This is a genomic window from Algibacter lectus, from assembly GCF_900112395.1.
Classification (GTDB): domain Bacteria; phylum Bacteroidota; class Bacteroidia; order Flavobacteriales; family Flavobacteriaceae; genus Algibacter; species Algibacter lectus.
The window spans coordinates 200611-224656 of record NZ_FOLN01000001.1 but is presented as its reverse complement, the minus strand read 5'-3'; the positions used below and the strand labels follow the sequence as shown (position 1 = coordinate 224656).

Genomic DNA, 24046 nt, shown 5'->3' with positions numbered 1-24046 from the left:
TTTTATTTTTTGTATTTCAGTAATGATCATAATTTTAAAAAGGATGCTTTAAATTACTTTTTTAGAGTAATAATATTATGTCCTTCGCTAAGCTTTAATTTGGGGCTTTCGTTTATTAATTTCCCATTAAGTTTTATCGTTTTCCAATGTCCGGTTGGAATTCTAAACTGTCCGTTCATGGATTTTGGCAGTGTAACTTCATATGTGAAATTATGCGCATCACTCTTTTTAAATTTTGCTGTAATAGCCCCTTTAATAGTAGGAACTTTAATTTCAGAAAAACTAAGATTGTCTAATTGAGGGTGTATTTCTGCATTTTCGAAACCTGGAGTTAGCGGGATAATGCCCCATAAATTTCTGGTTATAATATTCCCGGGAGCTGCTCCCCAAGCATGATTCCAATCCAGATTAGGTTTGTATTTTATATCCCAAGCTTCCAAAGTCATGGTAGATCCTGTTTTAATCATATTCCACCACGTTCTGTCGTGGTCTGTAGTCGTAATTAATTGTTTGGCGTATGTGGCTTCATTAGATTTATATAAGCCTTCCAATAAATATTGAGCCGCGTAAACGCTACAAGCCTTCCCTTTGGATTTAATAAATTTGATGACCGATTCTTTGCGTGCTTCTGGAATTATTCCAAATGCTAATGGGAACATATTGGCGTGAAGCGAGGAGTGACTAGAACCTTCACCATCTATATAAAGTCCCGTAGATTGGTCGAATAATTTATCGTTAATAAGTGTTTTAACTTGGTTTGCTTTTTCTTTAAAAAACAGGACGTCTTCCTTTTTATCAAGGGCTTCCGCAATGCGCGACATCATTTGAAGATTTTCATAGTAAAAAGAATTAACTACGGTATTTATGGCTTTCATTTCATAACCGTCGCGTTCGGACATGGGCCAATCTACAATGTCCCTAATCTTCTTTCTTTTTTTGAATCCCAATTGGGTCATTAATTCCTTGTTCAGCTTTTCATTATCGGTGGTGATTAAACCATCAGTTCGAGCTAATTCAATTAATGTTTTATCTTTTAATTTATCGTAATATTTACTAATGGATTCGGTATTACCGGTGTACAGATAATCGTAATAAAACATCTTAGCCGTATGAAGGATCCATTCCGTTGGCCAGGTAGGGCTAGAAATAAAATATTCGTTAGTTCTTCTTGCTAAAGAATATTCATTATCAAAAGCATAATGACTTAATTGATTGATATAAGCATCGGCTTCGTAAGGAATTCGCTCTCTGTCACCATCTACATAATACCCACTAAAACTTGTGGCTTTAATGGTGTGTTTGCAGATGTCCCAAATCTGGTTAAGGATGGTATCCGAAGAGGTGAAAAAACTAGCGTTATCATTGAACTTGTAATGAACAGCTTTTTGAGTGATTTCAAGTTGGTCTATTGGGATTTTTAAATTTTCTATTTCACAGTAACGAAAAGGCATAATAACACCAATGGAATCCGGAAGCGCTATGGCTTGAGGCTTGGTGTTTCCTATAACTTTTGGCAGGATAATTTTTGTTGCTTCTCCTTTATTTAACTCGGGCAGCATGACCCTTTGGTACCTAATTGTTCCTTTAGGTTTTCTATTAATAGTTTGCGCTGTAGACAGCTGCTCTCCCAAGTGAAAAACAATAGAGTCCTTTTGTGATACATGAGGTTTTAAAGTCACTGTTCCGAAATAGGCTTTTCCGAAGTCTATAAAATAATGACCATGGCCTAACTTCTCAATTTTTACAGGCTTGTGTTGGCTGTACTCTAACTTTGCTTTAACCTCATTATAATCTTGTGCTTGGAGCTTCAGAAAAGCTCCAAGTACAATTAGAATATTTAAAAGAAGTCGTCTCATTAAATGGTTGTTTTTTTATTCTGAAATTACAATCTTGTAATGACCAGCATTCAAATCAAAATGACCTGCTTTTGTTTCTTGATTAAAGACTTCGCCGTCTTTTGAAATTTTTATGTCTTGAGACGCTTTTAATACTAAGCTAACTTGTGCGCTACTCCCAGTAGGAATAGCAAAAGTGTACTCGTATGAGTTTGGAGCAAGTTTCTTCCAATTAGAGGTTATTGTTCCAAAAGGCGAGTTGTATGTTGTGTTTACATAGTCTAATCCTTCAGGCGTAGATGGTGCCAAAATGAATTTTTTGAAACCAGGAAATTCAGGGTTTGGTTGTATACCGCCTAACCATCTGTAAAACCATTCTGAAACCGACCCAAACATAGGGTGGTTGTTAGAAAATGTACCGTCGCTTTCTTTCCAAGTTTCCCAAAGGGTTGTTGCTCCATTATCCACCATAAAGCCCCATCCTGGGTATTCGGTGCTATTAACGATATCGAAAACAGCATTTGGTGAAATGTTTTTAGAAACTGCTTCTAAAGCATATTTAGTGCCAAATATACCGGTGTTTAAATGTTTTGAAGGGCCATTGTTAATCGCTTTTTGTAAGGAGTCTTTAGCAGCGGCAAGCTCTTCTTTAGGTACAATGTTATGGTAAAGTAATGTAGAAAATAAGGTTTGACGGTTAATTTTAGTGGTTACCGGTTTATCCCAAAATTCATTTTTAACTAGTGTTTTTAAGTGTTCCGCTAGTTGACGATATTTTAATTCATTTTCTTTATCATTCATCACCTTGGCGAAGGTTTCCATTATTTCTGCACATTGCTTGTAATGTGAAGTACCTGTTAATTCAACGGGAACAGGCTCTAAAGATTCATGATCACTTAGACCTTTGTTTACCATGCCGTTTGGGTGAATTCTAGCAACTTTATCCATCCATTTTTTATTGTTTTCATACATCTCTTTTACAAAATCTGTATCGTTATAATAAAGGTATAGATAGTACTGTGTGGTTAAGTATGCAGATTCCCAACTAATTCCGCAGTATTGCACACCAGCAAAAGGCGCCGTATCAACAAAAGTAGAATCTTTCATAGCGTCTACCCAGTCATATACTGTTTTACGGTAGATGCCTTTCATATCAAAGTTGTTAATATAAGATTCACTTGTTGCATTTAAATCTCCTCCGTAACCGAATTTTTCACGGGCAGGACAATCAGATTGTACGCTAACTAGATTTGTTAAAAATGATCTTTCTGAAATTTCTTGAATGCTGTTTAGTAATTCTGATGAGCTACTAAATGTATTAGAATTTTCAACATTAGTATGAAGCATTAAGCCTTGTATGTCTTTTATTTGTGGTTCTTGTTTTAAGCCCGCAATTTCTATATATCTGTACGTGTGATAGATGAATTGAGGTTGGAACCAAGCGTTTTCATTATCGCCAATAACATAGCTGTCGGTTTGCCAAGCAATAGCTGGAGCACCTGGACCACCTGCGCCTTTTCTTTTAATTTGGCCAATAACAGTAGTCATCGGGTTTAATGATCCGTCTTCATAAATACGTTCTCCAAATCTATAATTGATAGTGTCTCCTTTTTTACCGGTCATTTTCATTTTAAATGTTCCTGTAAAGTTCACGCCCATATCAACCACATAAATATCTTTTTCTGGAGATGTTATAGCGGCAGGTGTTAAGGTTTTTGTTATTTGAACCGGTGGGAAAAATGCTTTTTGTAAATCGCCTCCAGGGCCATTATTAATAACAGCAGCATCCCATTGCTTATCATCAAAACCATTGAGGTTCCATCCATTTATTTCTTTTGTTGCATCATAAGCAACCCCGATATAAACACTGTTTTTTTGAATAGCTCCATAATTATATTTCCAAGTGTTATCGGTGATGATTTCTTCCGATTCTCCATTTACATACTCAAGTATTAATTTCGCAATTACAGTAGGTTTTCCAACTGATAGGTCTGTTCTTAAATTTCTTCGTCCCCATTTTCTTAGAGGAAGCGGGTTGTAGAAACCATTTCCTAAAGTAACACCTAAACAGTTTTCGTCTTCGTTTATTTGCGAAGTAATATCGTATTCCGCAACATAAATTCTTTTACTAAAATCTGTCCAAGCTGGATCTAGTGCGTTTTTACCAATGCGTTCACCGTTTATTGTGGCTTCATAATAACCCGCAGCTGTAATAAATAAGGTTGCTTTTTCTATGTTTTCTTTAGAATTAAATTCTTTTCTGAATATAGGAGCAGGATGAGTTAAATAAAATAAAGAGTCTTTTTCTGGTAAAGGTTTTTCATCTGTAATCCATAAAGCATTGTCTAAATTGAATCCAGTCGTAGACTCTTCTAGTGAATTCTTCGCTGTTTTTTCAGATGATAAATTCTGACAACTGAACACGGTGCATGTTAATCCACACAGCATTAAAACCCAAATTAATTTTGGTGATAGTTTCATATGTTTTTTAGCTATTTATTATTTAAGTTTTAGATTGTAGCCATTTCTTGTAAATAAAGGAATGTCTTCTATCGATACTTTGTAGGTGATTGTTTTTCCACCTTTATAGGTTTTTCCGCTGTGTACATCTTTCCATTTAGAACCTTCTGGTAAATAAATAGTTCTAGACGTAGCTTTAGCTTCTAATACCGGAGCTACTAAAATATCTGGGCCAAACATATATTGATCATCGATAGTATAGGTAGTATCATCATTAGGGAAATCATAGAATAATGGTCTCATTAAAGGGGTTCCTTTTTCTGAAGCAATATCCATATGTTTTTGGATATATGGGCGAAGTTGTTCTCTAATATTTAAATAACGAGACATGATTTTGTATGGTTTTTCACCAAAACTCCAAACCTCATTTGGTGATCCTGAATTTGTGATTTGACCTTCAAGTTTCACTGTTGGGCTAATTACGCCGTGCATTCGCATAACGGGGCTAAAAGCACCAAATTGGAACCAACGAATTAATAATTCTTTGTATTCTTCTGAAGTTGAGCTTCCGTAGAATCCACCAATATCTGTATTCCACCAAGGAATTCCTGCTAATCCAATGTTTAATCCTGCTTTAACCTGTTTTCTAAGGGTTGGGAAATCACCTTTGATATCTCCGGACCAAAGTAATGTTCCAAATTTCTGACTTCCAATCCAGCCACTTCTAATTAAGTTGATTACTTCTTTTTGACCGCTTTCTTGTTGGCCTTCGTATATGGCTTGAGCAAAATTGTAAGGGTAAATGTTAGAGACTTCTAAACCGTTACCTCTATAATATCTGATGTTTTTATATTCTAAAGGTTCAATTTCTGGTTCTGCTTCATCCATCCAAAACATGCGGATACCCATGTCGAAATAGTTTTCTTTTAATTTAGACCACATGGCTTTTCTTGCCTTTGGATAGGTAACATCTACAAATGTTAAATCGTCATTTGCTTTTAAAAATAAGTTGTTTCCTAATTCTGGACGAATTGTAAAATTATGCTGAGTAAAGTATTTATAATTCTCACTTTTTTCAGCTAATGTTGGCCATACAGAAACCATAAGTTCGATATCTAAACTTCTTAATTCTTCAACCATAGCTTTAGGGTCTGGCCATAATTCCGAATTAAATTTCCAATCTCCTGTTACAGGCCAGTGGTAAAAATCGGCTACAATAACAGAGATAGGGAGGTTTCTTTTTTTGTATTCTCTAGCTACAGATAAGAGCTCTTCTTGAGAGTGGTATCTTAATTTAGATTGCCAAAATCCTGTACCGTATTCTGGCATTTTTGGTGATTTACCGGTTAAATCTGCATAGTGCTCAACCAAAGAAGCTGGAGTCGCTCCAGGGAAAATAACATAATCTATTTGTTTTGCATACTCAGCATAAAAACTGGTGTGCGTCATGGATAATTCTGCTCTACCAACCGCAGGGTTGTTCCAAATAAAACCGTAGCCTTTAGTTGAAAGTAAAAAAGGAATTGATATTTGAGTGTTTTTTTGAGCAAGCTCTAAAACGGTACCTTTTAAATCTAGGCGGTCGTTTGTGTATTGCCCCATACCGTAAAGGTGTTCATCTGGGTCGGCATCGAAAGTTACTTTTAATTCGAAATGATCACTTCCTTTACTTTCAAATTGTCTTGCAAAGTGTAAGTGGTGCGGGTGTATGGCTTCTTTTAGTAAAAGATCGCCAGCTTTGTTGTAATAAGTAACGCGTCCATTTCTGGCTTCAATTTCGGCACGTATATCACCGTTAATAACTGTAGCTTTATTTTTGCTTATGGTTATTTCGAGTTGTACTTTGGGTTGTGGAAGTAGGTTCCAATCTTCATTAGATATTCTTAAACTTTTTGAGCTTCTAAAGCGTAAAGCGTTTTCTCCGAAAGGATCCATCCAAAACAGTTGACCTTCATTTTCCCAAATTAATCGGTTTTCAAGCTTTGTGAACGGGCCTGCTTCTTCTTGTGAAAAAGCTCTAAAAGAGGAGAGCGACAAAACAACGAGTAGGAGGTTTAAAATTGCTATTTTTTTCATAATGATGCTATGTTATTTATTTGCTTATTACTTTAGGATCTCCCCAGTTTCCAAATACTTTTTTACCAGTAAAGTCTAGTAGAATAAAGTCTAGATCTGTAACATCAATATCTATGTTAACCGGACGATCGCCTTTTTTCATTTTGCCACTATCAAAAATTACGCGGCCACCAAATTTTTCTTCTACCATAATTTGAAAACGGCCTTCGGTCTTTTTTGGAGACGATTTTTCGATTTGTACAGTAGCTTGGAAACGATTTGCTTTACCATTTAGGCGGTACATCATTTCAGAATTACTTTTTACACCAAGTCCTTTGGGGTATTTTTTACCGCGCATTTTAATTGGTTTTCCGTCGAAGGTTTTGTTTTCTACCGGCGCATTTCCTTTTTTAGCGATATAGTAAAGATCACTTAAGTAAGTTGTGCCAGATTTTGTAACAGTATATTTTTCTTCGGAAATAGGCGTTGGACCAGCAACAAGTTCACTGCCAATAGTTCCTATTTTAAGTAATAGATGTTCATGTTTGTTAAGACTTTTAGCTGTAAATGAATTTGTGAAATTTCCTAAATCTTTTTCTAACCATAAATCTCTTACCGGTTGCGCTCCAGATAATCCTATTTGTTCCCAAAGGACTGTGATATCCGATATTTTTTCACCTTTATTCAGCATTAATACCGCTGTAGTTCCATCGGATAATGGTTTGTTGTAAATTTCAATGCTATCTTTTTCGTAGACTCTATACCCTTGATGTGTTCTTGAATCTTGATTGATGGCAAGGACTTCTTTTGCGGTGATGATGTTTTTAACACCTTCGGACATCACGCGTAAATCGTTACCCGCCATAATAGGGGCAGCTAAAATACTCCACAAGCTAAAATGAGCTTTATCTTCTGTAATGCTTTTTAGGTTACCAACTTGTAACATATCTGGGTCGTTCCAGCTGTCTGGTCCTGCAAATTGCCATAAACCTTTAAAAGCAGGGTGAATAGCACCGTTACCACCAGAGGTTTCAGCGCAACGATAAACAGATTGAATTCTTGGATAAATATCTCCAGAGGTACGCCATAATTGCGCGTAATTTTTACCACCCCAAGCCCAAGCGCCACTTCCAAAATCGGAAATACTTAAAATCATTGGTCTTCCTGTTTTAAGGATGGCTTTATGATAAACGTCAAAATCTTCGGAAGATAGTCTTCCATTTTTTCTAGCGAAGCAGGCGTCTAGTTTAATATAATCCACACCCCAATCTGCAAAAGACTGCATATCGATATCTTCGTGCTCAAAACTACCTGGTAAATTTTGACAAGTTAAATCGCCTCGACATTCATAAATACCATATTTAAGACCTTTACTGTGAATGTAATCTCCAACAGCTTTCATGCCACCTGGGAATTTAATTGAATCGGCAACCAATTGGCCTTTTTCATTTCGTTCAGCAGCCATCCAAGCATCATCCAATACAAGGTATTTGTAGCCCGCATCGCGCATGCCAGAACTCACCATAATATCGGCGATTTGCTTTATTTTGTTTTCATCAATATCTTTTTCAAAAGCATTCCAACTATTCCATCCTACGGGTGGTGTAGGGGTTAGGTAATCGTTATTATATGTGGCAACCGTTCTAATGTCTTGATGTATATTATTAGTCGCTTGTTTTGCTTTTAATGCTACCATAGCTTGACCTAAACTTTCACCTATCATCAAGTAAGATTCGGCATTTCTATTCCAATGGTAAAACTGATTGGCAGGAGAATCTGCTTTTTCTTTATAGAAATCTCTTGTGTCTACAACCGATACATTATTCTTAAATTCTGAATAATTAGGCATTGCTAATTGCGCATTCATTATAGAAAGTGCTCTAGGGTCTTTATCTTCCCAGCCTTTCATTCCGGTAGTTGCAATAACAATTGGAAGGTTAGGTGTGCCTAAATCTTTACGAACATCTTTTATGAAATGCACTAAATTTTCCTCGTAGTATTTGTTGGCTGTTTTGGTAACGCGGTCATTAAAACCTTGATGCCAAGCTAGTCCCGAAATTTCGAAACCTTCACCTTTGTAATCTGGAACATAATCATGTAAATGATCTAAAACTTTATAAATATTAGAAAGCATTTGAACATAGTAATACCCTGTGTCTTTTGGTTTTGCTGGTAATTTGATATACCCGCTATCGCTTACTGCACTCGGTGGACGAAAATCTACAGCTAAACTTTTGCCTCCCCAAGTGGTTTTTATCAATAACACTTTACTACCATATGTATCGCCTACAACATGGCCGAATTCTAATTCTGGACCTATAGTGGTGCTGTATGCGCCATAACCAGCACTTAATTTCCCTGATTTTATAGAATCAAACTTATCTGTGGCGTGGATGTAAACATCGTCTCTTTTGGACCAATCACCATTTATATCACGTAGGTGTTTGTATTTGCCTGCTTTATCATGGTTTACAACCCAGTTAAGATTTCCTTTTTCTCCTTTTTCCATTTCGCCATGACCTTGCATGTTGGATTGTCCTGCTAAAATAAAAACCTTAACAGGTTCTTGTGCGCTAGCTGTTAGTCCAAACTGTAAGGTTATTAACAAGAAAAAGCAATTCTTGAAATAGGATTTAATTTGTATTTTCATAATGAAATTTTGTAATTATAAAGTGTTATTGGTTAACGTAGAAATAGCGTATTCTGCAAGCGTTTCCTTTTCTTTTAGACGGGTCTATGTTTTCTGTTATTTTAATCTGTAATTTGTGTTTGGTGTTTTCTAAACCAGTAGCTAGGGTGAAAAACCAAGGTAAATGAAGGCTTCTGCTCCAGTTGGTAAGTAGGTCTAAATCTTTCCAATCGCCACCATCAATACGGTAAGTTATTGTTCCAGAATCTGGTCCTGCAGCAACTGCTATTCCAACGGTGTTTCCTGTAAATGAAAAGGTCGCTTTGCCGTCATTAATTTTTTTAGCAATAAGCATAGGTGCCTTGGTATAGTTTGGTCTAGTGCCTTTACCATCTGTAGGTTCCCAGTTTTGGTTAATTTTCCAATCGCCACTTAGTTTAGCGGTATTGATATCTACTAAAATACCTTTATCGTAATTTAATGGATCTAAAGGTGCTGGTAATGGGTAGCTACCAATTTTATCATCTTCAGCTACGGGTCTAACCCATGCGTTCTCTAGTAAGGTTAACATAGAGTGTGCATAAATACCTTGTCCAAATGGTGACGGGTGTAGGTTTTTGAAATCTTTTGCCCAGCTAAACTCGCCTGCATCTATCCTGTCTGTTACTTCTTTTGCAAGATTAATGGTTGGAATATTGTAATGCTTTGCAACTTTTTCATGATTTTGTATTACTGTTGGAATGATGCCTTTGCTGTACGATTTTATTTTTCCGGGATCTACAAAATGCATGATGACAATATCGGTAGCAGGGTTTAGGTAGCGTGCATGACGTACAATACCTTCCATAGCTCGTAATTGCTCGTCGTTTGTTCTGCCATTAGTTCCATCGTTTACCGCAGCTTCTTCAAAAAGAAGATCGACGGGACCGTTTTTTAATAAATCACGTTCCATTCTAAATGCAGCAGGCGTACTTCCTGTTGAAGGAATCCCAGCCGCTATAAATTCAAATTTAGTTTCCGGGAACTTGTTTTTTAGGTAGTTTGTAATGCTATCTCTCCAACCGCCATTATAAGTAATAGAGCCTCCTAAAAAAGCAACTCGACCTATTTTTTCTCTTTCAAATTTGATTTTACTGTTTTGTAATCCTGCTCTTAATTTGTGATAGGTTTTTGAGTCTAATAAAGTGGTCTCTTTTTTTGTGTGGTATTTTATAAAATCGGCACCAACTTGTGGAGTTTCTATAGGGAAGTGGTGTCCGTGCAGCGTTTGTTTTCCTTCGGTACAAGTGACTACCGTTGCAATACCTCCAAGTTCTAAGTATTTCTTTATTAAAGGGAATGTGTTCTCTTTTGGCGGTACAACAGAATCTGTTAAACTAATCATGTGCATCACAGGAACTTTAGCTTTTGCTAAGGCTTCAAGATTATCAATAGGGTTGTTTGCGTAGTTCTTAGCTTCGGCATCAGATTTAAAACCGTATTCTTCTTTTAAAATTTTCCAGTTTTTATCAGAACCAATACCGGTTCCAAATCCACCTGGCCAACTTGTGAAATCGCAAACAGGTGCTTCTGTATAAATACAGCTTACAAGTTCTGGGTGTTTTTTAGCCCAGTTGTATACAAATAAACCGCCACGGCTAACACCTTCTAAGGCTACTTTTTTACTAAAATCGTGAGATCTAATTAAGTATTTATAAAAACTATCCCAAGCTCTTACAGCTTTTGGGCTACCAAATTGGTTGTCGGTATTTATGTATGCAATATGATATCCTTCAGAAAGTAGAATGACATCCATTTCTGAGTGCCACCACGGAAAGCGTGCTCGCCATACCCATGGTTTACCTGGTAATGCTTTTTTAGGTTCTATTACAAAAGCTTCTTTTTTATTGAATTTAAAAGTGTATTTTGTAAAGCCTTTCCATGCTTCTTTTTTTCCAGGGAAATTTTGGTCAACTAAAACAGGTTCTTTTCCTGTAAGCGCTTTGTAAATAAGTTTTGCTAATTCACCTGCACCTTCACCATTAGGGTGGATAGCGTCTGGGAATAAAGCACCTTTGTCTAACATTGGTGTGAATACGTCAATTATATTTAAGTTCTGACTTTTCGCAATAGCTCTAATTTTAGGGTTTACCTCTTTTTCAACAATATCTGCGCTAATTTTTCTACCTCTTTTATAAACTGGTGCCGCTAGACTTAAGTAGATATTTGGTTTAGATTCTAAGTTTTGGAACGATTTAATTAACTTTAAATAATCGTTAGTAAACTCATCTTTATAAACCCAGTTAAATGCTTTACTATCATTCGTTCCTAGTTTAATTATTACAATATTGGGGTTGTATGCTAAAGCTTGTTTGTAGGCTCCGGTTTCTATGTAAGGCGCATTTCCTTTAGATAATAAAGTACGCCCACTGATGCCAAAATTTTTAACTTCATAATTGTCGCCAAGCATGCGCTCGAGCTGAGCTGGGTAGGCATTTTTTATTCTGTCTTTAATACCGTATCCAAATGTGATACTATTGCCAATGCAGGCAATTTTTATTTTCTCTTTTTTTTGAGCATTAGCAAAGGATATTGATAATGCAAAGAATATGATAAATGCGAACTTAATGTGTTTCATGTTGGGCGTTCTCTGTTAATTGATGTTTTAGTTTATAGGGGCTTGTTTTACAAATTCTTTAGGGAATCTAGCGTCAACTTCATCCCACCAATCATATAGTTTTTTATATAAGTGATTTGTTATTTCTGGTAATTCCGAAGCTAAATTATGGCGTTCACCAATATCATTTTTGATGTTGTATAATTCGAATTTATTTTTATTCAGAAAAAGGATTAGTTTGTAATCGCCATCACGAATTGCACTGCTTGGTCCTCCTTTTTGGTTGGAGCGGTGTGGGTAATGAAAGTACATAACATCGTGTGTTTTTTTAGATTGATTTTTAAGAAGTGGTACAAGGCTTTTTCCGTCAACATGTAAATCTGGGCGTAAAGGTTGTCCTGTCATTTCAAGAATTGTTGGGTAGAAATCCATACTTGTAATTACAGCATCCGAAACGGTTCCAGGTTGTGTAACACCTGGCCATTTAATAATAGCAGGTTCTCTAATTCCTCCTTCGTATAACCAACCTTTTCCCGCTCTTAATGGCGCATTAGAAGTTGGAGTGCCTTCCGAAGTGGATAGCCCACCATTGTCGGCAAAAAACACAACAATAGTATTATCTGATAATTTTTTTTCTTTAATTTTATTTAAAACTTTCCCAACAGCCATATCCATAGATTCTACCATAGCAGCATAGGTTGGGTGGTCTTGTTTTGTTCTATAGGTAAATGGTTTGTTGCCTTGGGTTTCTACTGCAAATCGATCTTCATCAGTTAAGCCTAATTGGGCTTTCTTTTTGTTGTATTTTTCAATTCTATCGGTAGGGGCTGCAAATGGTGCGTGGACCGAGTAAAAGGAGAAATACATTAAAAAAGGGTTTTTATCGTTTTTGTCAATAAAGTTGGTTGCTTCATCTGCTAGGCGATCCGTCATGTATTCGTTATCAGGACCATTTTCTAAATTTGGAATATTCCAAGGAGAGAAATATTTGTTTTTTATATAAAGTCCACCTCTAAAATGCCCTGCGATATTAATATCAAAACCTTGTTTGTTAGGCCAGAATTTTTCTTCGCCAGCAACGTCGTTTAAATGCCATTTTCCTAAGAATATGGTTTTGTATCCGGCTTCTTGTAATACTTCTGGAAAGAGGACTTCTTCAAGTGCTAAGTTTTTCTCGTAATCGGGGTTTCCTGGGCCGCCAATCCATTGTGTTAAATTGATTCTTGCTGGGTTTTTTCCGGTTAAAATAGAAGCTCTTGCAGGAGAGCAAATAGGGGATGCTACATAGGCTTGTGTAAAACGAACGCCTTCTTTAGCTAATTGATCGATGTTGGGAGTTTCGTAAAACGAACTACCGTTGGCGCCAATGTCCATCCAACCTAAATCGTCTACAAGAAAGAAAACAACATTTGGTTTTTTATCGGTTTGCGCCGATGTGTTAAGGTGAAATAACGCGACAGCTATAAATAGGGCTGCTTTTTTAAATGACTGAAGTGATTGCATATGAGAAATTTTCAATTAACTAGGTGTTATATGTTAAGACGATTATGAATACGTGTTACCCTATGTGGTGTGGGAAAAGCATTCGTATGATTTAATGTTTGAAATTTTTATTTAATAAGTTTGAAAGTGCTTTTATTGTGTTTTCATTATTCTGATTTTGGGCTATGTTAGTGTTTTCTTGAGGGTCTGTGTCGTGATTAAAAAGTTCGCTAGTTATGAAGTCTCCTCGTTTTTTTAATTCTTTATCCCAATCGTACCATTCTATATATCGGAATTTATCTGTTCTAACCGAATAGCCCATACGTTCTTTTTTTCTGGTTTCAGCAGTACCAAATCTTCCAAGTAAATATTGGCTGTAAGCAGCTTCTTTCCATTCCGTTTCTGGGTTTTCTAATAAGGGTACAAAGCTTTTTCCTTGTAAATGATTTGGTATAGGTAAACCTGCCATTTCGCAAAGTGATGGGTAGATGTCTACAAGTTCTGTTAAGGCGTTGGTTTTTGTTCCTTTCGCTTTTACTTTAGCGCCACTCATAATCATAGGGACGTGAGCATCTATATCATAATTAGACATTTTGCTCCAACTATTATGTTCACCTAATTTATAACCGTGATCACCCCAAAGTACAATAATAGTATTGTCAAAAAGATTTAGGCGTTTAAGCTCGTCTATTAATTTTCCAATTTGAGCATCTGTATAGGAAACGCTAGCGTAATACCCGTGTTTTATTTTTCTTTGTTTGTCTTCGCTCCAAGGTTTTTCCGAAGATAATGGCAAATCGTGGCTATCATCATAATTTCTTAATTCTTGATCGCCGTGTACTGTAAAATCAGGACTGTTTTTAGGTGGGTATTGGTTGGTTGCTAATGGAATAGAATCTCTATTGTATAAATCCCAATATTTTTTTGGAGCATTAAAAGGTAAGTGTGGTTTGTAGTAGCCTACAGATAGAAAGAAAGGTTCTTTTGTGGTTGCAAGTCTTTGTAACCTGTTTATCGCGTAGGTAGTTTGGGCGCCATCATAATAGGCGTCGTCATTAACGTCTGGGCTTTCTGTAGCGTTCGCTTTTAAGTACCATACGCCTAAAGGGTCGATTCTGTTTTTTCCTTGCGCTATTATTTGTTGTTTTTTGTTTTCTAGTAGTTCTAAGTTTAATTGGTCGGCATAAACGGCATCGGGGTCATAAGGGAAACCTTTAAGATGTAGTCTTTCTGTCCAAGATAAGTAATCTGGAATGTCGTTATGGAATGTTTTCCCTATACCTATAGTAGTATAGCCATTTTGTTTAAAATATTGAGGTAACGTCACAACATCGGGTAAGTTGCTTCTAAGTTTTGTTGCTAGATCCCAAACTTGAATGGAGTCTGGTCGTAAGCCTGTTAGTAAACTAGCTCTAGAAGGATTGCAAACCGCTTGTTGGCAGTATGTTCTGGAAAAAATAACGCCTGCTTTGGCTAGTGCGTCTATGTTTGGGGTTTTTATAAGCGTATTTCCATAGCAACCTAATTCTGGTCGTAAATCGTCTACGGGGATGAATAGTATATTAGGTTTGGAAGCGGTAACGTTTTTTTGTTCTGTTTTGCAAGAAGTGATAAAAGTGAACAATAGAATTAAAAGGAGGTGCTTTAGTAAAGGGGATGAGGGCTTCATGTGTTTGCTACGTGTTTAAACTGAAATAAAAAGACTCTTAAACGATAAATTTATAAAAAAAAATTACTTTTTAATAAAGTATTTAAAAGTGTTTGTTTTTTGTTGCATGTGTAAAAATAAATAATATTTATTGTTATATCGCTATTATATGCGGGGTAAATTTGTGTTTTATTTGTTAGGTTTTTAATAAATAAGCTTATTTTGTTTCGCTCACCAAAATTAAGTAATGATATATTAAAGTTATTTTAATATCTTTAACGCAGTAAATATTTATAAGGGCTATTTTTTCTTTTTAATTAAATTAAAATAAGATTTAATAGTTATGTTATTTACTTTAGAATCTGTCTTAATTAAAATTAGTTATGAAGTCAAGTGTTAGCCGTTTTATTAATAAAATAATAGTTTTTAAAAGAGTGTTCTTTTTTATTATAATAGCTGTATTATTTAATGGTTGTTTAAGTGGTGCTCAGAAAAGTAAAAAGGATAGTTCGATTTCTAAAAAGCCTAACGTGATCTTTATTTATGCCGATGATTTAGGGCGTGGATTACTTTCAGTAGAAGGTCAGGAAATTATTAAAACTCCAAATATCGATAAGTTGGCTCATGAGGGTATGCGTTTTGAAAATGCGTATGGTAGTATGTTTTGTGCGCCAGCAAGAGCTAGTTTAATAAGTGGATATCATGATGCGCATAAAGGTAAATGGAAGATTACCGCTGCAGGAACGTATAAAAGAATATTAACAGGGGAGTTTACTTTAGAGGAAATTGAGCAAAAGCTAGAAGAACAAAGAGGACCTGTTCCAGAAGATGAAGTGTTTCTAGCAGAAGTTATGAAAAGTGCTGGCTATGTTACTGGAGAAGTTGGGAAATTAGAATGGGGTTTTTCTGCAACAGATAAGGAGATGAAGAGGCATGGTTGGGATTATTATTATGGGTACCTCGATCATGGTAGATGTCATGGTTTTTATCCGCCTTTTCTTTTTGAAAATGGTGAAATGGTTACTGTAGAAGGGAATACTAGAAATGATTGTGGAAAAACCATAGAGAAAGAAACCGAAAAGGCTTATGCTGAGCGATGGAATATGGAGGGTAAAAAGACCTATTCTCAAAATCTTTTCTTAGAAAAAATACTTGGGTTTATTAGAGAAAATAAAGACAAGCCGTTTTTCTTATATCATCCTACGCAGTTACCACACGGGCCTGTTTCAATTCCTGAAGTTCATAGCGATTTTGTAAATGATGAAAGGTTAACGCAAATAGAAAAGGAGTATGCCTCTATGGTTAAAATGCTAGACGACCATGTGGGGATTATAATGCAAGAATTAAAAGATTTAGGCATTGATGATAATACTATGGTTGTTTTTGGTGGAGATAATGGACATGAAATTTATTATACTAAAGAAGGGAGAATATTGAAGCCTGTTAGGAATATGCAAACAGGCGAGTTTTTTGATGATATTAACACCAAATATTATAGTGATCTCGGAGGAGATATTTTTGATGGTAATGATGGTATGGCTGGAGTGAAAAGAACCAACTGGGAAGGTGGTGTTCGTGTGCCATTAATATTAAGATGGCCGGGAAAAATAAAACAAGGAGTAACATCGGAAGCGTTAGTTGCTAATTATGATTTCATGGCAACTATGGCGGATTTGGTCGGGTATGATTTGCCAAAAACTAAAGACGGAAAGTCTTACTTGCCAGAATTATTAGGTGAGAAAACTAAGGGGCATAATTATGTGGTTTATTCTTCTTTTATGGGACCATCAATAGTAGCAAATGATGGATGGAAACTTAGATATTTTGCACCTAAAGATATTTTTCAGTTGTATTATTTGCCAGATGATTATCAAGAGAGAAATAACATTATTGCTAGCCATCCAGAAAAAGTAGAGGAATTAAAGGTCGCTTTAATAGAAGCATGCGATGGAGATATTGATAATGGATGGTTTGTAATGCGGACATCGGCATTAAGACCTATAAAATAATGGTCTTACTGAGATCATGCTTTTAATTAGGATGTTATCAGTTATTATGATTTGAGTCGTCGGTGTAAAATTCTAATAAGAGGTGTTTTGTTTCTCTAATGATTTCAGTTTCAAGTTTTAATTTAAAAAAAAAATAGAAATAACCCAGTTGCTTTTCGGAAGTGTAAGGGTGTATGGTAGAAGTGAGTGTTTAATTTAATTGGATTTCAAAATGGTAGTCAAAGAGTTTAATTCGGATGCGTTTTTAGTTTGCGAACTTCAAAAAGGAAATGAAGTCGCTTTTGATTATTTGTTCCGTAAACACTACAAAAACCAGGTTGTAAATGCTAAAAGTTATGTTTATGATTTAGATAAAGCTCAAAGTCTTGTTCAAGACTGTTTTGTTAAATTATGGACAAATAGAACTGCTGTTGGTGATGTGAAAAATTTATCATCTTACCTTTCTTTTATGGTTAGAAATAGGTGTATTGATTATATTAGAAAAACAAAATCTGAAAAAGCACTTTACGATAAAATCGATCGATCGGGAGTAGCTGCCGAAGCCGATGTTACTTTGCTTAAACGTGAGTTTGATGAGAAGTTAATTAAAGCTATTCTATTATTGCCAAAAAGAAGCAAATTGGCTTTTCAATATAGTCGATTTGAGAATCTAACTTATAGAGAAATTGGTGATAAAATGAATATTTCTGGTAAAGCTGTAGAAGCTCTTGTTGGAAGAGCTTTAAGGATATTACGTAAAGATTTTAATGGTTACTTCTTTCTTTTTTTATGCTTGTTCATTGCTTAGGTTAAACTCTTTTTTTTTTTGTTAACAATCAGTTTTTTAAAGCTAAAGAAATTAAGCTTTAGCTAATTTGATAGAGGGGTTTTAGTTGTTGTGCTTTGTCTTGGTTTTTGCGTTATTTGTTGGTAAAAACGCAGGTTTATTGTTAAATGATTGTTTGTTTTTTAGTTAAAATATATTTTTTTTAAATAAAACGTAGGGTGTTGTTTGTGTGGATTCGTCTAGTAAGTAATTAAGAGCAATTTTCTAAAACGTGGATAAGAAAGAAATTCAATATTTAATTAAGAGAACCTTTGATAACTCAATATCAGAGTTAGATAAAACAAGGCTAAACTCTTGGTTTTTAGAGTCTGTTGAAAATCAAGAGAAATTTATTGAATATAAGCAATCTTTAGAAAAAAAAGACGAGTTGAAGTTGTCTGAAGTTATCGATGTAGAGTTAGCCTTATCTCAAACAAAAAATAAAATTCATAAAATCAAGAGGAAAATAAACAAGCAATCATACCTTAAATATGCTGTGGTTTTTTTACCCATATTCTTTGTGTTAGGGCTATCAATAAGTTGCTTTTTTAATAATGAAACGGTTTTTTCTGAAGTTAAAGATATTGTTTTTAAAGAAGTAACATCTCAATACGGTAGTAGTACAGAATTAGTTCTGCCAGATGGCACTTTAGTTTGGCTTAATTCTGGGAGCACGTTGCGTTATCCTGAATCTTTTGATAGTATGCAAGATCGTAAAGTTGTTCTTAACGGTGAGGCTTATTTTGAGGTTACTAAAAACAAGAAAAAGCCTTTTATAGTAAATACTGAAAAAGCTGACGTAAAAGTATATGGAACATCATTTAATGTGTCTTCTTATAATGATTACGAGTCCATGTCTGTTGCTTTGCTAGAAGGTAAAGTAAGTTTAGTAGAGGGAGGTAATGAGTTAACAGTATTGAAGCCTACCGATGTTGTTGAGTTTAATAGTGTCGAAAATAAGTTATATAAATCTGTAGATCTAAATATTAATAAGTATGTAGCTTGGAAAGAAGGTTACATGGTGTTTGATGACACTTCTTTGGGTAAAGTTATAGAGCGGTTGGAGAAATGGTATAATGTGAAAATTCAAATTGAAGATAATGTATTGGAATCTTATCGATTTACGGCAACGTTTCATGACGAAAGTATAGAGAATGTGTTAAGGTTGCTTTGTTTGTCTTCTCCTATGGAGTATGAGGTTTTATCATTAAAAAGTATTAGGCCTGAAAGTAGCCATAAAATAATATTGAAATCTAAAAATAAATAGTAACTAACTACATGGTTGTTATGGTTTAAATCAAGTTTGGTTTAGGCTTAACAGTCAGAAATATTAACAATTAACTTAACTCCATATTAAAATTATGAAAAAACAAGTTACTCAACGGGAAGGCTATAATTCTTTTAGGCCGTATGCGGCGTTTTTTAGCATGAAACTGATAGTGTTTTTTATCTGTTTCTCATCATTTGGTGTTAACCCCACAAGTTCGTATTCTCAAAACACGAGGTTAACAGTAGATATGAAGAATAAACCCATTAGGGAGGTGCTTCAGAAAATACAAAAAGAGAGTGATTTTTTCTTTCTGTATAACAATAATCTAATTGATGTTGAGAAAAATGTAGACATCAAGGTGCGTAAAGAGAAAATAAAAGATATACTCAAATTACTCTTCAAGGATGATAAAGTTGCTTATTCTGTTAATGGTAAACAGATTGTTTTATCTCCTAAGCAAGTTGTTAAGAAGGTATCAGAAAATTTTCAAAGTCAAGTTTCAGGTACTGTTGTAGATGAATTTGGAATGCCGTTACCAGGTGTTTCTGTTGCATTAAAAGGTACAAATAAAGGTGTTTTAACCGATTTTGATGGAAAATTTTCAATACAAGCAACAGCAACGAGTACTTTAGTTTTATCTTATGTTGGGATGGAAACTCAAGAAATTGTTGTTGGAAATCAAACAACACTTAATGTTATCATGTTAGCCGATGAAGTTGGTTTAGATGAAGTCGTGGTTATTGGGTATGGTACCGTTAAAAGAAGTGATTTAACAGGTTCTGTGGCTAGTTTTAATGCCGAAAAGGTAGAACAAATTCCAAATGTATCGGTTATCCAAGCCTTACAAGGTACTGTGGCTGGTTTAAATGTTGGAGCTGTAGATGCAGCAGGTGAAAACCCTTCATTGTCGGTGAGAGGGCAAACGTCTCTTACTTCAGGAGCAGCTGCCAATGCGCCATTAATTGTCGTAGATGGGATTATTTACAGAGGTAGTTTAATTGACCTTAATAAAAATGATATTGAATCTATTGATGTGCTTAAGGATGCCAGTTCTGCTGCTATTTATGGATCTCAAGCAGCTAACGGTGTTATTTTAATTACCACTAAAAAAGGTAAAGTAATAGGTAAGCCAGTTATTAGTTACGCTGCGAGTTATACCGTGCAAACTCCTACAGGTAATGCTCTAGAGCCTATGGAGTCTACAGAATTAAAAGAATTTTTAGCTGATGCTTACCCAGGACAAGATGTTAGAGCATTACTTGGAACACAAGAAATGAAGGATGGTTATGATAGTGATTCTAACAACGGTTTATGGGATATTATAACAGGAGATGGTTATATTAATACACATAATATAAGTGTTAGAGGGCGTTCTGAAGATTTTAGATATTTCTTCTCAGGAGGTCTTACTGATGTAAAAGGCTTTGTAGTTAACGATACCTATAAAAAAGTTAATTATCGTATGAACTTGGAAGCTGATATTAATGATTATATCAATGTAGGTACTGAAACTTTTGTTACAAGTAGTGATTATTCTGGTGTTGCCCCTAGGTCAGATTTATCTTCTTTGGTTTTGCCTTGGACTCCGGTTTATGAGGAAGATGGAGTGACTCCAAGAGAAATTCTTCAAAATACTTGGACTAATCCATTATTAGATTTAGAAACTCTTGATGATGATAAACGATTAAATCTATTTGCTAACATCCACATGGATGTTAAATTACCAATCGATGGTTTAAAATATCGAGTAAATTTTTCTCAAAATTATAGAACTACCAATCATGATAATTTCAACCCTAATGGATCTAATAACCTAGGTACTGCTTATAAAAACTCAACTATTAATTACAGTTGGACTCTTGATAATATTCTTAGTTATAATAAGACATTTAATGATGTACATAGTATAAGTGGAACATTTGTTTATGGTGTAGAAGAGGTGAATTCGTCATCTACAAATGCAAATGCTACAGATTTTGTTAATCAATCTCTAGGATATAATAGGTTACAAGCAGGTAATGCAGAGCTTAATAGTGTTAGCTCAGGTAAATCAAGATCTAATAGTTTATATACCATGGGGCGTTTGCAATATAACTATGATGATAAATATATGCTGACTGGTACTGTGAGACGTGACGGATTTTCAGGTTTCGGTTCCGAAACAAAAACAGGTGTTTTTCCATCTGTTGGTTTTGGTTGGGCGATAAGTGAAGAAGGTTTTATGGGAAGTAGCTCAAATTGGATGAACTACTTAAAACTTAGAGGGTCTTACGGAGCAACAGGAAGACGAGCAGTAAACAGTTATCAAACCTTAGCACAGGTTGCTTCTGGTAATAGTTATGTTTTTGGCGATGGTGGTTCTACAGTAATAGGTCAAGATATTTCATCCTTAGCAAATAATGATCTAGGTTGGGAAACCACCACAGGGTTAAATGTAGGTTTGGATTTTGCGTTTTTAAATTCAAGATTAAGAGGTAACGTTGAGTATTACGACAATAATACAAAAGACATACTATATGCTATTCAAATACCTTATGCTACTGGTTTTACTAGTGTTAATACAAACATAGGTAAATTTGCTAATCATGGATTAGAAGTGTCGTTGACAGGTAAAGTTATTGATACCAAAGATTTTAAATGGGAATCTTCAGTTAACTTCTCAAGAAATAGAAATGAAGTGGTCTCTATTTTAGGAGCAGATGAGGATGGAGATGGTGTAGAAGATGATTTGGTGAATAATAGATTATTTATAGGGTCGCCAACTGGAGTAATTTACGATTATGAAATTCTTGGGATTTGGCAACAAGCAGATGCCGATGCAGGACTTATTCCAGATAGATTTGCTGTTGGACAATATAAGATTGCAGATTTAGATGATAGTGGAGATTATTCTTCAATAAATGATAAAAAAGTGTTAGGGTATACAGATCCAGGTTATCGTATGGGGTTTGCTAATACATTTACCTATAAACAATTTAGCTTATATACGTTTGTAAATACCATACAAGGTGGTAAAGATTATTACTACGGTACAGATGCGTTAATTTTTGGAGCAGCTAACACTGCAAGTGACCGTTACTATAGTCAAAACGTACCTAAAGGTGCTTGGGACTACTGGACACCAAATAATCCAGATGCTAGATTTAGAACGCTAGAAGGACCTGGAACTTATGAGCCTAACCAGTATTTACAACGTAACTTTGTGCGCATTCAAGATATTAGTCTAACGTATAGATTCAAAAAGAGCATACTAGACAAAATTGGATTTAGTAACCTTAAAGTGTTTTTGAGCGGTAAAAATATTGCAACGTTTACTAAGTGGAGAGGCTGGGACCCAGAAACAGGGCAAGGTTTTTCTTCAGGAACCCCTTTGATGGCGAATTATACTTTAGGTCTTAATGTTGAATTTTAAAATAAAAAAAAAGATTATGAAAACTAATAAATATTTAATTTTAGCATCAGCATTCTTTTTTAGTATTGTTTCTTGTGATGAGGAAGAGTGGTTAAAAGAAGAAGCTTATGGCTTTTACAGCGCAGATAATTCTTACGTGACAGAAGATCAGTTTAATGCGGCTGTAACTAAAATATATCAGGAAACAGACCAATATAGCTCATGGAGTAATAATGCTAATTTCTTTATTTCGTTATATACTTCGGATATTGCTTTTGGAGCTAACCGTCAAAATATAAACCTTAACAACTACGGTGCTGCATTGGTACCAGGCAATGCTCATGTTAGAACTAATTGGCAACGTTACTATGCTGTTATAGCTAATACTAATACTGTATTGGGTAGAATTGATTTAGAGGGTACGGAATTTACCTCTGAAGCAAAACGTACTGCATTAAAAGCGGAAGCTTCTTTTTTTAGAGGTTATTTGTATAACTATTTAGCAACCCAATTTGGGGGTGTGCCTTTAGTACTTGAAGAAGTTACTTCTGCTAAAAGAGATTTTGTTAGAGCGACACAAGCTGAAGTTTATGCACAGTGTATTATAGATTTAGAATATGCTGCTGCTAACCTTCCAGATGTTACAGAGCTTGGTGACGAAGTTAGATTGACTAAAGCTGCTGCTAATCACTTATTAACTGAACTATATATAACAGTTGGAGAATATGATAAGGCAATTGCTAGTGCTACAGCCGTTATAGATCATCCTAGTTATAAATTGATGACACAACGTTTTGGGTCACGTATGAATGAGCCTGGCGATGTGTATTGGGATATGTTTCGTAGAGGAAATCAAAACCGTAGTTCAGGAAATACAGAAGCTATATGGGTAGCACAGTTTGAGTACTTAGTACCTGGAGGTGGTAACGGGAGTACTATTACTCAGTTTTTAGGCCCTGGATATTATAATATACAAGGTCCAGATGGAGGTAATTTATTTTTAGGCCCAACGACTCAAAATGGTGGTCGTGGTATTAGTTGGTTTTCACCATCAGATTATATGTTAGAAGATGTTTGGGAAGATAGTCCAGGAGATATGCGTAACTCTGAAACTAATATTATTAGAGATCTTGTCGCTGATAATCCGAATTCACCTTATTTTGGACAAAAGATGGTAGAAAACAACCTGATTTCTAATGATAATCGTCTTAGTAAATTATGGTCTGCTATTTTTTCTAAAACTACCGTTGCAAATAATTTTCCAGAAGAATTATTTGTAGATGCATCTACTGGAGAAGTTACAAGAAATGCATCTTCTACATTCAGGGATCATTACCATATGCGTTTAGCTGAAACTTATTTATTGCGTGCAGAAGCTTATTTAATGGATAATAAACCAGATTTGGCTGCTATCGATATTAATAAAGTAAGAGATAGAGCTAATGCGCCTTTGATTTCTGCTGGAGATGTTGATATTGATTTTATTTTAGATGAACGCGCTAGAGAGTTATGTTTTGAAGAGTTTAGAACATTAACACTTAAGCGTACAGGTAAATTGATTGAGCGTGTAAGAGCAAATAATCCTTGGTATAATGGTAAATTTAGTCCAGAGCTTTCTACTATAGATGATTATCATAACTTATGGCCTATACCGTCACAAGAAATTGAAAGAAATTCAGAAGCTGTTTTAGAGCAGAATCCTGGATATGCGAATTAGAACAACGAGTATTTAAAAGATTTAAACTTTAAAAATTTGAGTAGGGGTATTTATTCCTGCTCAAATTTTGTAATTATAACAAATAAGTAGAAAAAGGATGAATTATCTTTTTTTATTTTAAACAAAAGGGATACGACAATTAAACCACT

Annotated in this window: 12 protein-coding genes; 5 read left to right on the top strand and 7 right to left on the bottom strand. The window is 35.1% G+C overall.

Going from position 1 to position 24046, the window contains the following annotated elements:
• Positions 1 to 53 precede the first annotated feature (53 nt).
• The 7 genes from BM246_RS00810 to BM246_RS00780 form a co-directional block, all read right to left on the bottom strand.
• On the bottom strand, positions 54 to 1856 hold the full coding sequence (locus tag BM246_RS00810) for an alpha-L-rhamnosidase-related protein (RefSeq protein WP_074935402.1): 1803 nt from the start codon (positions 1854 to 1856) through the stop codon (positions 54 to 56).
• Between the two features lie 15 nt (positions 1857 to 1871).
• Positions 1872 to 4316 (bottom strand): family 78 glycoside hydrolase catalytic domain, encoded by a 2445-nt coding sequence (locus BM246_RS00805; protein ID WP_074935401.1) that lies wholly within the window; start codon positions 4314 to 4316, stop codon positions 1872 to 1874.
• 18 nt (positions 4317 to 4334) lie between these two features.
• A complete protein-coding gene (locus BM246_RS00800; protein WP_231961788.1) occupies positions 4335 to 6371 on the bottom strand; it encodes a glycoside hydrolase family 31 protein in 2037 nt (678 codons plus the stop codon).
• Between the two features lie 16 nt (positions 6372 to 6387).
• The gene (locus BM246_RS00795; protein WP_074935400.1) at positions 6388 to 9000 is read right to left on the bottom strand and encodes a sialate O-acetylesterase; all 2613 of its coding nucleotides are present in this window, start codon (positions 8998 to 9000) and stop codon (positions 6388 to 6390) included.
• A gap of 25 nt (positions 9001 to 9025) precedes the next feature.
• Positions 9026 to 11596, bottom strand: coding sequence for an SGNH/GDSL hydrolase family protein (locus tag BM246_RS00790; RefSeq protein WP_074935399.1), 2571 nt, complete (start codon positions 11594 to 11596; stop codon positions 9026 to 9028).
• 27 nt (positions 11597 to 11623) lie between these two features.
• Positions 11624 to 13078, bottom strand: coding sequence for a sulfatase (locus BM246_RS00785; RefSeq protein ID WP_074935398.1), 1455 nt, complete (start codon positions 13076 to 13078; stop codon positions 11624 to 11626).
• A gap of 91 nt (positions 13079 to 13169) precedes the next feature.
• Positions 13170 to 14726: a sulfatase gene (locus tag BM246_RS00780; protein WP_083415657.1), complete on the bottom strand. Its 1557-nt coding sequence runs from the start codon at positions 14724 to 14726 to the stop codon at positions 13170 to 13172.
• A gap of 362 nt (positions 14727 to 15088) precedes the next feature.
• Here BM246_RS00780 and BM246_RS00775 point away from each other — a divergent pair, with 362 nt between their 5' ends.
• From BM246_RS00775 to BM246_RS00755, 5 genes are all read left to right on the top strand, one after another.
• Positions 15089 to 16714, top strand: coding sequence for an arylsulfatase (locus BM246_RS00775; RefSeq protein WP_083415656.1), 1626 nt, complete (start codon positions 15089 to 15091; stop codon positions 16712 to 16714).
• Between the two features lie 211 nt (positions 16715 to 16925).
• A complete protein-coding gene (locus BM246_RS00770; RefSeq protein WP_074935397.1) occupies positions 16926 to 17501 on the top strand; it encodes an RNA polymerase sigma factor in 576 nt (191 codons plus the stop codon).
• Positions 17502 to 17751: 250 nt separating this feature from the next.
• The gene (locus BM246_RS00765; RefSeq protein ID WP_074935396.1) at positions 17752 to 18786 is read left to right on the top strand and encodes a FecR family protein; all 1035 of its coding nucleotides are present in this window, start codon (positions 17752 to 17754) and stop codon (positions 18784 to 18786) included.
• 94 nt (positions 18787 to 18880) lie between these two features.
• Complete coding sequence (locus tag BM246_RS00760) at positions 18881 to 22201, top strand: TonB-dependent receptor (protein WP_074935395.1); 3321 nt, start codon at positions 18881 to 18883, stop codon at positions 22199 to 22201.
• A 16-nt stretch (positions 22202 to 22217) separates the two neighbouring features.
• On the top strand, positions 22218 to 23897 hold the full coding sequence (locus BM246_RS00755) for a RagB/SusD family nutrient uptake outer membrane protein (RefSeq protein WP_074935741.1): 1680 nt from the start codon (positions 22218 to 22220) through the stop codon (positions 23895 to 23897).
• Positions 23898 to 24046: the final 149 nt, after the last annotated feature.

Coding starts and splice junctions, on each gene's coding strand:
- BM246_RS00810 (WP_074935402.1), bottom strand. CDS start 1,856: ATGAGACGACTTCTTTTAAATATTCTAATTGTACTTGGAGCTTTTCTG.
- BM246_RS00805 (WP_074935401.1), bottom strand. CDS start 4,316: ATGAAACTATCACCAAAATTAATTTGGGTTTTAATGCTGTGTGGATTA.
- BM246_RS00800 (WP_231961788.1), bottom strand. CDS start 6,371: ATGAAAAAAATAGCAATTTTAAACCTCCTACTCGTTGTTTTGTCGCTC.
- BM246_RS00795 (WP_074935400.1), bottom strand. CDS start 9,000: ATGAAAATACAAATTAAATCCTATTTCAAGAATTGCTTTTTCTTGTTA.
- BM246_RS00790 (WP_074935399.1), bottom strand. CDS start 11,596: ATGAAACACATTAAGTTCGCATTTATCATATTCTTTGCATTATCAATA.
- BM246_RS00785 (WP_074935398.1), bottom strand. CDS start 13,078: ATGCAATCACTTCAGTCATTTAAAAAAGCAGCCCTATTTATAGCTGTC.
- BM246_RS00780 (WP_083415657.1), bottom strand. CDS start 14,726: ATGAAGCCCTCATCCCCTTTACTAAAGCACCTCCTTTTAATTCTATTG.
- BM246_RS00775 (WP_083415656.1), top strand. CDS start 15,089: ATGAAGTCAAGTGTTAGCCGTTTTATTAATAAAATAATAGTTTTTAAA.
- BM246_RS00770 (WP_074935397.1), top strand. CDS start 16,926: ATGGTAGTCAAAGAGTTTAATTCGGATGCGTTTTTAGTTTGCGAACTT.
- BM246_RS00760 (WP_074935395.1), top strand. CDS start 18,881: ATGAAAAAACAAGTTACTCAACGGGAAGGCTATAATTCTTTTAGGCCG.
- BM246_RS00755 (WP_074935741.1), top strand. CDS start 22,218: ATGAAAACTAATAAATATTTAATTTTAGCATCAGCATTCTTTTTTAGT.